The organism is Streptomyces sp. NPDC051207, assembly GCF_040682395.1.
GTDB lineage: Bacteria > Actinomycetota > Actinomycetes > Streptomycetales > Streptomycetaceae > Streptomyces.
Genome location: NZ_JBFBAX010000058.1, coordinates 1 through 13,097 on the forward strand (window position 1 = coordinate 1; position 13,097 = coordinate 13,097).

Here is a 13,097-nt window from a genome sequence, read left to right on the forward strand (position 1 = left end):
AGGCGATGGCGGTGCCGAAGTAGCGGCCGCTCTGCGCCGCCGCGGCGCCGAGCGTGCTCTCGGCGGCGTGTGCGGCCGGCGGCGCGACCAGTGCGGTGACCGCACCGAGGACGCCGACGACCAGCGCCAGCACCAGGCCGCGGATCTTGCGGCGGACAGCGGGTCCGGGAAGGGCGTACAAGCCCATGACGGTGCCTCCAAGGTAGACATCACGGAAGGACTGAAGCGCAGGAAAATGCGTCGTGCGCTCCCGCCCGGCAGGCGGACGGGGCGGGCCGGAAACCGGGCAGCACGGAGTCACCGGACACCGCGGCCACGGGACCGGGACGATCTCAACCGGCACGGACGGCGCCCGGTCGGCCGTCGAGTGACATACGACGGGCGGCGGGCGGACAACGGCGGCGGTGTCTCGGCACAGGCATGGGGGCACTCCATCGCGGCTCGGCCGGGGGACCGCCACGTGGCGTCGCACGCCTCTCCCACTGTGCGAAGAGCCAGGATACGCTGGTGCGAACCCCACCGGACTGGGGGGTGCATGTGCTTGGGTGCGCGGATCGGGCGTGCAGTTGTGCGTGGATCTGCCGTGCGGCACAGATGGCTCAGGGCCGACCGGGTTCGACATCTCGAACCATGGCCGGGTTCCCAGATGGGAATCATTGAGGTGTTGATGATGGATCGTCAATACTCTCCGCGGAAGAAATTTTCGTTTCCCGTGCGAAACATTCGGAAGCAGGCGAGCCGACGAAGAACCCCGGCGCCGCCTTCGGCGGATCTCGTAGGGCCGTGCGTTTCCGCTCGGCGTGACAGCCTGTCAAGCCCCAAGACGGTGGTGCTGTTTGCGGGCAGATCGGCGAGAGGCCTTGACCGGAAGGCAGCGCATTCCTAGCTTGTGGCGTCGAAGTATCCGGGAATTCTTCGAAACATTTCGAGATCGTCTCTCCCCCGGCACATCCGCTCCGCCGTTCATCGAGGTCACCTCACCCCCCACTCCCACCCCCAAGGAGCCCTTCCGATGTGGTTTCGCCAGCCGTCCCCGGTTCGCCTGAGGCGCTTACTCGCCGTCCTTGCGCCCCTCCTGCTCATGGCTACCTTCGTCGGTGCCCAGCCCGCCGGCGCGGCGACCGTGGACCCCAACGCCTGGTATGTGCTGGTCAACCGCAACAGCGGCAAGGCCCTGGACGTCTACAACATGGCGACCAACGACGGCGCCCGCATCACCCAGTGGACGAGGAACGATCAAAATCAGCAGCAGTGGCAGTTCGTCGACTCCGGGGGCGGCTACTACCGCATCAAGTCCCGCCACTCGGGCAAGGTGCTGGACGTCTACAACTGGTCCACCGCGAACGGCGGCTCGATCGTCCAGTGGGCCGACCTGAACGGCGCCAACCAGCAGTGGCGGCTGGCCGACAGCTCGGACGGCCACGTGAGGTTCATCTCGCGCCACAGCAACAAGGCCCTCGAAATACAAGGCGCCTCCACCGCCGACAACGCGAACGCGGTCCAGTACGACGACTGGGGCGGCGCCAACCAGCAGTGGCAGCTCGTCAGGGTCGGCGGCGACAATCCCGGCCCGTGTGATCTTCCGTCGACCTACCGCTGGACCTCAACGGGCGCGCTGGCACAGCCCAAGCCGGGGTGGGTCTCGCTCAAGGACTTCACCGTCGCCCCCTACAACGGCAGGCAACTCGTCTATGCGACGACGCACGACACGGGGACACGTTGGGGTTCGATGAACTTCGGCCTGTTCACCCATTGGTCGGACATGGCCTCGGCCGGCCAGAACGCGATGTCAGCTTCCACCGTCGCGCCCACGCTCTTCTACTTCGCGCCGAAGAACATCTGGGTGCTCGCCTACCAGTGGGGCGGGACCGCCTTCTCCTACCGGACGTCGAGCGACCCCACCAACCCGAATGGCTGGTCGTCCGAGCAGGTGCTCTTCTCCGGAAGCATCTCCGGCTCCGGCACGGGCCCCATCGACCAGACGCTCATCGGTGACGGGACGAACATGTACCTGTTCTTCGCCGGTGACAACGGCAGGATCTACCGGGCCACCATGCCGATCGGGAACTTCCCGGGCAGCTTCGGCACCACCTCGACTGTGATCATGAGTGATACGACGAACAACCTGTTCGAAGCTCCGCAGGTCTACAAACTCCAGGGCCAGAACCGCTACCTCATGATCGTCGAGGCGATCGGCTCGCAGGGCCGCTACTTCCGCTCGTTCACGGCCACCAGTCTGAACGGCTCATGGACACCCCAGGCCGCGACCGAGAGCAACCCCTTCGCCGGCAAGGCCAACAGCGGCGCCACCTGGACCAACGACATCAGTCATGGCGAACTGATCCGCACCAGCGCCGATCAGACCATGACCGTCGATCCCTGCAATCTGCAGTTGCTCTACCAGGGGCGCAGCCCCGACTCCGGCGGCGACTACGGCCTCCTGCCCTACCGTCCGGGTCTGCTGACGCTGCAGCGCTGACGGGGCGACACGGGTCCGGCTCCGGTAGGGAGCCGGCGCGGCGGGCCCGGCGGAAGGCCGAGCCCGCCCGGGTCACACGCGACCACGTCAGCGCTCATGTGGCGACGGAGCGCGGGGGCGGGCAACGCTCACCAGCCGAGGACCATCCCCCCCTTGGCCGACCCCGTACCGGCGCCCTTCGGCCAAGCCGGCCCCGCTCGCGCCGGCCACCGACGGTACGGCGATCACCGGCATCGGCGGCGTTCCGGGCCACGCACACCCCGGGACGTTCAGGACCCCGGTACCGCGTCAGGACTGCGCGGTACCGGGGAGCCCGCCGAGGAAGTCCGAGAGCAGGGCGTGGAGTGTGTCCGGCTGCTCCAGGTGCAGGTCGTGACCCGCGGCGGGGATGCTGACGGCCACGGTGGCGGGGCCTCGGCGGAGCATGTCGTCGACCTCCTGCGGTGCGAGGAAGCCGGACTGGGCCAGAATCACCGACGTCGGGCACCTGATGTGCTCCCACTCCTCCCAGTAGGAGCGCTGGGCGGCCTCCGCCAGTGAGCGGACCATGACGTCCCGGTCGAAGCGCGGCCACCAGCCACCGTCGCGTTGTTCCAGGCCGGCCGCCCAGCCCTCACCGACCGCTCCGCCGCCGAGGAACCGGGCGGCGGCCTCCCGGGAGGCGAACGGGACGGGCCAGGAGTCCAGCCATCGGCCGATCTCGGCGGAAGCCTCCGGGTTCCCGGCCCCCGGGCCGGCCTCGATGAGCACGAGGGCGCGGACACGGTCGGGGTGTGCGGCGGCGGTGAGCATCGCCGTATGGCCGCCCAGGGACTGACCCACCACCACCGGCCGCCGCAGCCCCAGCCGATCCATGACGGTGACGGTGTCAGCGACGTAGGCAGCGCGGGAAACGTCCCGCGGGCGGCGTTCGGCGGCGCCGTGCCCGCGTTGGTCGACCGCGACGACCCGGTAACGACGGCTCAGGCGCCGGGCCGTCGCATCCCACTCGCCCGCGTGACCCGCCAGACCGTGGAGGAGGAGGACGGGCGGGCCCGCGCCGCCCCAGTCCCGGCAGACCAGCCGGACGCCGTCTCGCGTCACCACGTGCTCGGACCAGGACACGCTGATCTCCCCCGGTGTCGGTGACACTCCCCGTCAGCAGAGCGTCGACGTCGAAATGAAGCCCGTTCGACGCCGATTCTGGCGGATCGGCCCGCCGGCTCACACAGGGTCGCCGTCGACCGCGTACCGGCCGGGACCGTCAGCCGTCCACTGACCGCAACCGCCGGCCGCCCGGACCCCGCGCACCTCAGCTGTCGAAGTCGACCGTGAGCGTGTCGGAGGCCGGAAAGCTCTGGCAGGTGAGGACGTAGCCCGCGTCGACCTCGGCCCGTTCGAGGGCGTAGTTGCGGCGCATGTCGGCCTTGCCCTCGGTGACCAGGGCGCGGCAGGTGCCGCACACGCCGCCCTTGCAGGCGAACGGCAGGTCGGGGCGGACCCGGGAGGCCGAGTCGAGGACGGTGGACTCGCGGGACAGGGCGGAGGTGGTGGAGCGGCCGTCGAGGACGACGGTGACCTGGCTGACCGGTCCGTCGGCGCGCGGTTCCTCGTGGCGCAGGGGCCGTACCGGCTCGTCGTCGGCGAAGAACAGCTCCTGGTGGACGCGCTCCTCGGGCACGCCGAGGCCGGTGAGGACGCGGCGGGCGTCGCGCACCATGCCGTGCGGTCCGCACAGCCACCAGTGGCCGGCGCCGCGCACGTCGACCAGGCCGTCGACGAGGGCGGCGAGCCGTTCGGCGTCCAGCCGTCCGGACAGCAGGTCGGCCTCCCGCGGCTCGCGCGACAGGACGTGGGCGAGCTGGAACCGGGTCGGGTACAGGTCCTTCAGGTCGGCCAGCTCGTCGGCGAACATCACCGTGTCGGTGCGGCGGTTGCCGTAGAACAGTGTCACGCGGGAGCGGTCGTCGGCGGCCAGGACGGATTCGGCGATGGACAGCATCGGCGTGATGCCGGAGCCGGCGGCGATCAGGACGTGGTGGCCGGGCACGGTCAGGTCGGGCGTGAAGGCGCCGGTGGGTGCCATGACGTCGATGCTGTCGCCGGGCCGGACGTCGTGGACCAGCCAGGAGGAGAACAGGCCGCCGGGCACCTCCCGCACGCCGATCCGCGGCGGGGATCCGGCCGGCGAGCAGATGGAGTACGAGCGCCGCTCGTCGCGTCCGTCCACCTCTCGGCGGAGGGTGAGGGACTGGCCGGGCGCGAAGGCGAACTCCTCCGTCAGTTCGGCGGGGATGTCGAAGCCGACGGCGACCGCGTCGTCGCACAGCCGCTGGACCGTGGCCACGCGCAGGGCGTGGAAGGCCGGGCGGCGGCGCGGGCGCGGTGCGGCTGCCCGGACGGGGGCCAGCACGTCCTCCATCAGATCTCCTTGACGTACTCGAAGGGTTCGCGGCAGGCCAGGCAGCGCCACAGCGCCTTGCAGGAGGTGGCGCCGAAGCGGGAGGTCTCCTCCGTGTCCGCCGAACCGCAGCGCGGGCAGGGCACCGTGCGGCGGGTGGCGGACAGCACCAGCGGCACCGGCCCGGGCGCCGGGCGCGGGGCGGGGCCGGGCGGCGCGATGCCGTGCTCGGCGAGCTTGCGCCGGCCCTCCGGGGTGATCCAGTCGGTGGTCCACGGCGGGTCGAGGACCGTGCGCACCCGCACCTGCTCGTACCCGGCGGCCCGGAGCCGCGCGGCCACCTCGGCACGCATCTCGGACATGGCCGGGCAGCCGGAGTAGGTGGGGGTGAGGTCGGCGACCACCGTGCCACCGGCCTCGACGCGCACGTCCCTGAGCACGCCGAGGTCGGCGAGGGTCAGCATGGGCAGCTCGGGGTCCGGGACCTGCTCGGCGACGCGCCGGGCGTCCGTCAGGGTGGTCACCATGTCGCCTCCGGGTGGGCGCGGGCCACGCTCTGCAGTTCGGCCAGCAGCGGGGCGAGGTGCTCGGTGTGCTCGCCGTCGCGTCCGGAGCCGGGCAGCGGCGCGGCCTCGGGCAGCGGCAGCCCCGCGGCGTCGGTGACCTGCCGCAGCACGGCGACGACCTCGGCGCGGGCGTCGTGGGCGGCGAACAGCTCACCGGCGTACGGCATGACCTGTTCGAGGCCGGCCCGCATCCGCCGGTGGGACTCGTCGGTGCCGTCGCCGAGCCGGACGACCCATTCGGCGGCGTACTGCCGGTGGTAGGTCAGCTCCTTGACGCCCTTGGCGGCGACGGCGGCGAGCACCGGGTCGGGGGTGGTGGCGAGTTCCTGGAAGTGCGCGAGCCGCCAGCTGGACAGCACCAGCATGCGGGCCACGCAGAACGCGAAGTCGCCGCCGGGGAGTTCGGCGAGGCGGACGTTGCGGAAGTCGCCGGCGTCGCGGAAGTAGGCGTAGGCGTCCTCGCCGCGGCCGGTGCCGTCGACCTGGCCGCAGCGGGCGTAGAGCAGGCGGGCCTGGCCGAGGAGGTCGAGTCCGATGTTGGCGAGGGCCACCTCCTCCTCCAGCTCCGGAGCGCGGGTGGTCCACTCGGCGAGGCGCTGCGCCGAGACGAGGGCGTCGTCGCCGAGGGCGAGGCAGGTCGCGGCCAGCTCCGCGGTGTCCACGCCGTCGGGCACGGCGGTGCTCACGCCGTGCAGGGGGTCCTCGAAGCCGGTCCCGAAGGCCCAGCGCGCGTCGCTGTCCTCGTGGTCCTCGGCGAGGGACAGGTAGACGTGGTCGTCGCTCATGCCGTGCTCCTGGAGTCGCTCATGCCCGGCTCCTAGATGTGGGGGACGTCGTCGGGGATGTCGTAGAAGGTGGGGTGCCGGTACACCTTGTCGGCGGCGGGTGAGAAGAACGGGTCCTTCTCGTCGCGCGTGGAGGCCGCGATGTGCTCGGAGCGGACCACCCAGATGCTGACGCCCTCGTTGCGCCGGGTGTAGAGGTCGCGGGCGTGGGTGAGGGCCATGCGGTCGTCTGCGGCGTGCAGCGAGCCGACGTGGACGTGGTTCAGCCCGCGCTTGCCGCGGACGAACACCTCGTACAGCGGCCAGTCGGCCTGCGGTGCCTGCGTGTCGCTCATGCGACGGCTTCCTTCCGTGCCCGGGCGGCCTGCTTGGCGGCGTGCGCGGCGGCGGCCTCGCGCACCCAGGCGCCCTCCTCGTGTGCGGTGCGGCGGCGTTCGACGCGCTGCGCGTTGCAGGGGCCGTCGCCGGAGATGACCCGCTGGAGCTCGTCCCAGTCGGGGGTGCCGAAGTCGTGGCGGCCGCGTTCCTCGTTCCAGCGCAGCTCGGGGTCGGGCAGGGTCACGCCGAGCTTCTCGGCCTGCGGGACGGTCATGTCGACGAAGCGCTGGCGCAGCTCGTCGTTGCTGTGCCGCTTGATCTTCCAGGCCATGGAGCGCGCGGAGTTGGGCGAGGCGTCGTCCGGCGGGCCGAACATCATCAGCGACGGCCACCACCAGCGGTTCACCGCGTCCTGGACCATCTCGCGCTGGGCGTCGGTGCCGCGCATCATCGTCATCAGCAGCTCGTAGCCCTGCCGCTGGTGGAAGGACTCCTCCTTGCAGATCCGGACCATGGCGCGCGCGTACGGCCCGTAGGAGCTGCGGCACAACGGGACCTGGTTGCAGATGGCCGCGCCGTCCACGAACCAGCCGATGACACCGACGTCGGCGAAGGTGAGCGTCGGGTAGTTGAAGATCGACGAGTACTTCTGGCGGCCCTCGATCAGGCGGCGGGTGAGGTCGGCGCGGTCGGCGCCGAGGGTTTCGGCGGCCGAGTACAGGTACAGCCCGTGGCCGGCCTCGTCCTGGACCTTGGCGAAGAGGATCGCCTTGCGGCGCAGGGAGGGCGCGCGGGTGATCCACTCCCCTTCCGGCTGCATGCCGATGATCTCGGAGTGGGCGTGCTGGGCGATCTGCCGGATCAGCGTCCTGCGGTAGCCCTCGGGCATCCAGTCGCGCGGCTCGACACGCTGGTCGCGCGCGATGGTGCGGTCGAACTGCTCCTGGAGCTCGGGCGGAGCCTCGTCCTCCGACGTGGAGCGGGTGTGCGCTGCGGTCATCCGTACCACCTAACCCTACCGACCATTCGTTCGGGCCATGATATGCCGACACCCCCGGCCGACGGCAACAGTCCTGCCGCACCGGACCGGCCTCTTGACAGTTGCGGCGCCCGGCGATTTCCTGACTCCGCCGCACGATAACCGAATGTTCGGTCGGGAGACAGGGTGGTGGGCGCAGTGGCGCGGACGACGGACGCGACACCGGGACCCGTCGAGCGGATGCTCGCCGCGGACGAGGCGTCCCGGGGCCTCGGCATCGAGTTGCTGGAGCACGGCGAGGGGACCGCCGTCCTGCGCATGACCGTGACTCCCGCGATGGTCAACGGGCACCGGCTCGCCCACGGCGGGTATCTCTTCCTGCTGGCCGACACCGCCTTCGCGTGCGCCTGCAACAGCCACGGCCCCGTCACCGTGGCGGCCGGTGCCGACATCGACTTCGTCGCGCCCGCGTACGAGGGCGACGTCCTGGTGGCCACGGCCCGGGAGCGCACCCGGTTCGGCCGCAGCGGCATCTACGACGTGAGTGTCGTACGCGGTGAGACGGTCGTCGCGGAGTTCCGCGGCCGTAGCCGCACCATCCGGAGCACGGAACGCGAGGAGTCGTCATGATCAGCGAACCGACCCCGACGGCCGCCGCGCCCCGCCGGGGGGACCCGCTGCCCGCCCAGCTGCTGGACGAGGCCGAGCGCATGACCCGCGAGGAGGTGCGCGACCTCCAGCTGCGGCGGCTGCGGGCGACACTGCGGCACGCCTACGACAACGTGGAGCTGTACCGGAAGAAGTTCGACGCGGCCGGTGTCACGCCCGAGGACTGCCGCACCCTCGAGGACCTGGCGCGGTTCCCGTTCACCACCAAGGCCGACCTGCGCGACACCTACCCCTTCGGGATGTTCGCCGTCCCCATGGAGGACGTGCGCCGCGTCCACGCCTCCAGCGGCACCACCGGGCGGCCCACCGTGGTGGGCTACACCGAGCGGGACCTGTCGAACTGGGCCGATCTGATGGCCCGTTCGATCCGGGCGGCGGGCGGCCGGGCGGGCCACAAGGTCCATGTCAGCTACGGCTACGGCCTGTTCACGGGCGGGCTCGGCGCGCACTACGGCGCCGAACGCGCGGGATGCACGGTGATCCCCGCCTCCGGTGGCATGACCGCGCGCCAGGTGCGGATCATCCAGGACTTCCGGCCCGAGATCATCATGGTCACGCCGTCCTACATGCTCACCCTGCTGGACGAGTTCGAGCGGCAGGGCGTCGACCCGCGCACCACCTCGCTGCGCGTCGGCATCTTCGGCGCGGAGCCGTGGACCGAGGAGATGCGGCGCGAGATCGAGGACCGCATGGACATCCACGCCGTCGACATCTACGGCCTGTCCGAGGTGATGGGCCCGGGCGTCGCCCAGGAATGCGTGGAGACCAAGGACGGCCTGCACGTATGGGAAGATCACTTCGCTGTGGAAATTGTCGACCCCGTCACGGACGAGGTCATGGCCGACGGCGACAGCGGCGAACTCGTCCTCACCACGCTCACCAAGGAGGCGCTGCCGGTCGTCCGGTACCGCACCCGCGATCTGACCCGGCTGCTGCCCGGCACGGCACGGCCCGGTTTCCGCCGCATCGAGAAGATCACCGGCCGCTGCGACGACATGATCATCCTGCGCGGGGTGAACGTCTTCCCCAGCCAGATCGAGGAGATCGTGCTGCGCACCCCCGGCGTCGCCCCGCACTTCCAGATCCGGCTGACCCGGCGGGGCCGCATGGATCACATGACCGTCCAGGTGGAGGCCAGGCCCGACGCGACGCCCACCGACCGGGAGGCGGCGGCCGTCGCCATCGCCCGGGGCGTCAAGGACGGCGTCGGCGTGAGCGTCGAGGTGACCGTCGTGGACCCGGAGACCCTGGAACGGTCGGTGGGGAAGCTGCGGCGGGTGAAGGATCTCCGGGAGGACTGAAGGGGGCCGGGGGGCCGCCCCCTACGGCAGAAGCGGGTGCAGCGACCGCCGGCCGACCGCACGGACCGATGACCGCCGGCCGACCGCACGGACCGATGACCGTCCCGTCACGGGGGAAGGATCACCTCGGCACCCCGTGCCGCGCCGCACCCCCACCCGGAAGGCCCCCATGACCCCCCGCACCCCGCCCCCCGCCCCGGCGCCCCCCGTCGTGCGCACGGCCCACGGCCCCGTCCGTGGCGAGCGCCGCGCCACCGGGGTGCGCTTCCTCGGCATTCCGTACGCCCGGCCGCCGGTCGGTCCGCTGCGGTTCGCGGCGCCCGTGCCGCCGGAGCCGTGGACCGAGGAGCGTGACGCGACGGTGTACGGGCCGACCGCGCAGCGGCGTGCGTCCGCCGACGTCACCGCGATCCCGGAGCCGACCGTCCCCGGCCCGGGCATCCTCAACCTCAACGTGTTCACGCCCGACCCCTCCCCCGGCGCGGGCCTGCCCGTGCTGGTGTGGATCCACGGCGGCGGGTTCGTCGCCGGGTCGGCGGCCAGCCCCTGGTACGACGGCGCCGCCTTCAACCGGGACGGCGTCGTGGTCGTGACGGTCGGCTACCGGCTCGGCGTCGAGGGCTTCCTGCGCCTGCCGGACGCGCCGGACAACCGGGGCGTGCGGGACTGGATCGCCGCTCTGGAGTGGGCGCGCGACAACATCACCGCGTTCGGGGGCGACCCGGCGAAGGTCACCGTGGCCGGGCAGTCGGCGGGCGGCGGCGCCGTCCTCACCCTGCTGGCGACCCCCTCCGCCAGGGGCCTGTTCCGGGCGGGCATCTCCGCGTCCGGCGCCGTGATGCGGCCGCAGGGCCCCGATGTGGCCGACGCGGTACGGCGGCTGTTCACCGCCCGCACCGGCATCCCGGCCACGGCCGCCGCACTGCGGGACCTCACCGACGCCGAACTCCTCGACCACCAGGAGCGGCTGAACGCGCCGGGACCGGAACGCACCGCGCTCCCCATACTGGCCCTCGCCCCGTTCCCGGACGGCATGCTCGTCCCGGAACCGGTGCCGGAGGCCCTCGTCACGGGCGACGCGGGGGCCGACGTTCCGCTGCTGCTGGGCTGCACCGCCCACGAGTTCAACGGCATGCCGCAGCCGGACACCACGCCCGAGGACGTCCGGGTGATGCTCACCGCGCACGGTCTCGACGAGGCGCGCATCCGGCGGTTTCTGGACACCTACGGGGGCGGCCCCGGCGACCAGTTGAACCAGGCCGTCACGGACACCGCCTTCCGCTTCCCGGCCGCCGCCGTCGCCGACGCCCGCGCCCGGCGCGGACGGCCCACCTGGCTCTACGAGTTCCGGTGGCCGTCCACCGCGCCCGCGTTCGCCGGCCTCGCGCACCACTGCACGGACCTGCCGTTCGCCTTCGACCTGCTCGGCGCCGAGGGTGTCGTACCCGTCCTCGGCACGCACCCGCCCCAGCACCTGGCCGACGCCGTGCACGGCGCGTGGGTCGCCTTCGTGCGCGACCTCGACCCCGGACCCGACTGGCCCCGCCACACCGTGCCGGAGCGCCGGACCCGGATCTGGGACGACACGCCCCGCACCGAGAGCGACCCGCTGCGGCCGGTGCGGGAAATCTGGTCGCCCCTGCTGTCCGACCCGACGACGCCCCAGGGGAACTAAACCGGTTCTGTAAAGGCATGGCGGCAGAGGAATCACGCCAATCAGCGACACGGCACCGGCCACCCTCCCCCGCCGCCGTCCGGTGAACGAGAGCCCAGCCGGAGCGGCGTACGGACGGGCGGCGCGCGCGAAGGGCGTCCCGACACGGCATCCGGCACTGAACTCGAGCTAAACTTAACCGGTTTGGCTGGAGCGGTTGTCACTACGGAATTCTCGCCCTAGCCTCTCTCCCAGTCGCCGATCGGAACACGCACGACGACCGCCCTTTCGCTGTGCCAGGCATGAACGGCGGACTTCCTTCGGCGCATTGCCGTCCCGCTGTCCCGGGTGAGCCGCACCTCACGCCCGGTCGACAGCGGGAATCCACGCCGGAACGACGGTCCGTTTCCCCTGCGCGGAAACGGACCGCGATTCCCGGCACCCGTGCGACCACGTTGGGAGCAGGAATGAAGATGAGACTGGCCACCGCGGCGGGAGCGCTGCTGGCCGTCGCGGCCTCGGTGCTGGCCACCCCGCCCGCCGCCCAGGCGAGGGAGGCCGCCGAGCCGGGGTTCCACGTCCGCGACGGCCGACTGCTGGACGCGAACGGCAGCGACTTCGTGATGCGCGGCGTGAACCACGCCCACACCTGGTACACCTCCCGCACCCCGCAGGCGCTGAAGGACATCAAGGCGCTGGGCGCCAACTCGGTGCGCGTGGTGCTCAGTTCGGGAGACCGCTGGACGAAGAACGACACCGCGGACGTGGCCTCCGTCGTCTCCCAGTGCAAGGCCAGCCGGCTCGTCTGCGTCCTGGAGGTGCACGACACCACGGGCTACGGCGAGCAGAGCGGCGCGGCCACCCTGGCCCGGGCGGTGGACTACTGGCTGTCCGTCCAGGACGCCGTCAAGGGCCAGGAGAAGTACGTCGTCGTCAACATCGGGAACGAGCCGTACGGCAATACCAACTACAGCGCGTGGACGGCGGACACGAAGAACGCCATCGTGCGGCTGCGGAACGCCGGTTTCGACCACACCCTCATGGTCGACGCCCCCAACTGGGGCCAGGACTGGTCGTTCACGATGCGGGACAACGCGGAGCAGGTGTTCGCGGCCGACCCCGACCGCAACACGGTGTTCTCGATCCACATGTACGGCGTCTTCGACACGGCGGCGGAGGTGTCCGACTACCTGACCCGGTTCGTCACGAGGAAACTGCCGATCGTCGTCGGGGAGTTCGGCAACGACCACTCGGACGGCAACCCGGACGAGGACGCCATCATGGCCACCACGCAGCGGCTCGGCCTGGGCTACCTGGGCTGGTCCTGGAGCGGCAACGGCGGTGGTGTCGAGTACCTCGACATGGCCACCGGCTTCGACGCCTCACGGCTCACCCCGTGGGGTCAGCGGATGTTCAACGGGGCCAACGGCATCAAGCAGACGTCCCGTGAGGCGAGCGTCTTCTCCGGGGGTGGCGAGACCCCTCCGACCGGCGGCTGTGCCGTCTCCTACCGGGTCAACGACTGGGGCAGCGGCTTCAACGCGGACGTGACCGTCCGCAACACCGGCACCGCGGCCGTGAAGGGCTGGCAACTCGCCTTCGCCTTCGGCGGTGAGCAGACCGTGAAGTCCGCCTGGAACGCCAAGGTCACCCAGTCCGGCAAGCAGGTCCGGGCCACGCCGGAGCCCTGGACCGAGACCATCCCGGCGGGCGGCTCGGTGAGCTTCGGCTTCAGCGCCTCCTCCACGGGCGCCAACCCGGCCCCGGCCTCTTTCACGCTCAACGGCACGACCTGCGCCAAGAGCTGAGCCACCGGCCGCGGGACGGACAACCGCGGCCCCGGCACACGACGAAGGGCCGCGCCCCCCGCAGGATGCCGTTGGTTAATTCGGATCCTCTCGTGACTTCGGCTCCCAAGACCTGGTTGTGGTCTTGGGAGCCGACGTCGTTTGGGGAGGGTATCGAT

11 protein-coding genes and 1 pseudogene are annotated in these 13,097 nt (G+C 71.5%); 5 read left to right on the forward strand and 7 right to left on the reverse strand.

Annotated elements, in window-relative coordinates; genetic code table 11:
• Window positions 1–187, reverse strand: a pseudogene (locus AB0M97_RS30165) (1,4-beta-xylanase); the annotation flags it as partial.
• 825 nt (window positions 188–1,012) lie between these two features.
• Here AB0M97_RS30165 and AB0M97_RS30170 point away from each other — a divergent pair.
• Window positions 1,013–2,479 carry a non-reducing end alpha-L-arabinofuranosidase family hydrolase gene (locus AB0M97_RS30170; RefSeq protein WP_365964159.1) on the forward strand — a complete coding sequence of 489 codons (1,467 nt, stop codon included), beginning with the start codon at window positions 1,013–1,015 and terminating at the stop codon, window positions 2,477–2,479.
• A gap of 288 nt (window positions 2,480–2,767) precedes the next feature.
• Here the strand turns inward: AB0M97_RS30170 and AB0M97_RS30175 are convergent, their stop codons facing one another.
• The 6 genes from AB0M97_RS30175 to paaA form a co-directional block, all read right to left on the reverse strand.
• Window positions 2,768–3,583, reverse strand: a complete 816-nt coding sequence (locus tag AB0M97_RS30175; protein WP_365964160.1) for an alpha/beta hydrolase — start codon at window positions 3,581–3,583, stop codon at window positions 2,768–2,770.
• A 187-nt stretch (window positions 3,584–3,770) separates the two neighbouring features.
• Complete coding sequence (gene paaE, locus AB0M97_RS30180) at window positions 3,771–4,880, reverse strand: 1,2-phenylacetyl-CoA epoxidase subunit PaaE (protein WP_365964161.1); 1,110 nt, start codon at window positions 4,878–4,880, stop codon at window positions 3,771–3,773.
• Window positions 4,880–5,386, reverse strand: a complete 507-nt coding sequence (paaD, locus tag AB0M97_RS30185; protein WP_365964162.1) for a 1,2-phenylacetyl-CoA epoxidase subunit PaaD — start codon at window positions 5,384–5,386, stop codon at window positions 4,880–4,882. The genes paaE and paaD overlap by 1 nt, the downstream gene beginning before the upstream one ends.
• Window positions 5,380–6,210, reverse strand: a complete 831-nt coding sequence (paaC, locus tag AB0M97_RS30190; protein ID WP_365964163.1) for a 1,2-phenylacetyl-CoA epoxidase subunit PaaC — start codon at window positions 6,208–6,210, stop codon at window positions 5,380–5,382. Before paaC ends, paaD begins: the two co-directional genes overlap by 7 nt.
• Window positions 6,211–6,242: 32 nt before the next feature.
• Window positions 6,243–6,545, reverse strand: a complete 303-nt coding sequence (paaB, locus tag AB0M97_RS30195) for a 1,2-phenylacetyl-CoA epoxidase subunit PaaB (RefSeq protein WP_365964164.1) — start codon at window positions 6,543–6,545, stop codon at window positions 6,243–6,245.
• Complete coding sequence (paaA, locus tag AB0M97_RS30200) at window positions 6,542–7,528, reverse strand: 1,2-phenylacetyl-CoA epoxidase subunit PaaA (RefSeq protein ID WP_365964165.1); 987 nt, start codon at window positions 7,526–7,528, stop codon at window positions 6,542–6,544. The genes paaB and paaA overlap by 4 nt, the downstream gene beginning before the upstream one ends.
• Before the next feature lie 219 nt (window positions 7,529–7,747).
• On the opposite strand from paaA, the gene paaI reads away from it, so the two are divergent.
• The 4 genes from paaI to AB0M97_RS30220 all read left to right on the forward strand — a co-directional run bounded on the left by paaI (window position 7,748) and on the right by AB0M97_RS30220 (window position 12,939).
• On the forward strand, window positions 7,748–8,137 hold the full coding sequence (paaI, locus tag AB0M97_RS30205) for a hydroxyphenylacetyl-CoA thioesterase PaaI (protein ID WP_365964169.1): 390 nt from the start codon (window positions 7,748–7,750) through the stop codon (window positions 8,135–8,137).
• Entirely contained in the window at window positions 8,134–9,477 is a 1,344-nt protein-coding gene (gene paaK / locus AB0M97_RS30210; RefSeq protein WP_365964166.1) for a phenylacetate--CoA ligase PaaK, read from the forward strand. Before paaI ends, paaK begins: the two co-directional genes overlap by 4 nt.
• A gap of 169 nt (window positions 9,478–9,646) precedes the next feature.
• Window positions 9,647–11,152, forward strand: a complete 1,506-nt coding sequence (locus tag AB0M97_RS30215) for a carboxylesterase family protein (protein WP_365964167.1) — start codon at window positions 9,647–9,649, stop codon at window positions 11,150–11,152.
• A gap of 452 nt (window positions 11,153–11,604) precedes the next feature.
• On the forward strand, window positions 11,605–12,939 hold the full coding sequence (locus AB0M97_RS30220; protein ID WP_365964168.1) for a cellulase family glycosylhydrolase: 1,335 nt from the start codon (window positions 11,605–11,607) through the stop codon (window positions 12,937–12,939).
• Window positions 12,940–13,097 lie beyond the last annotated feature (158 nt).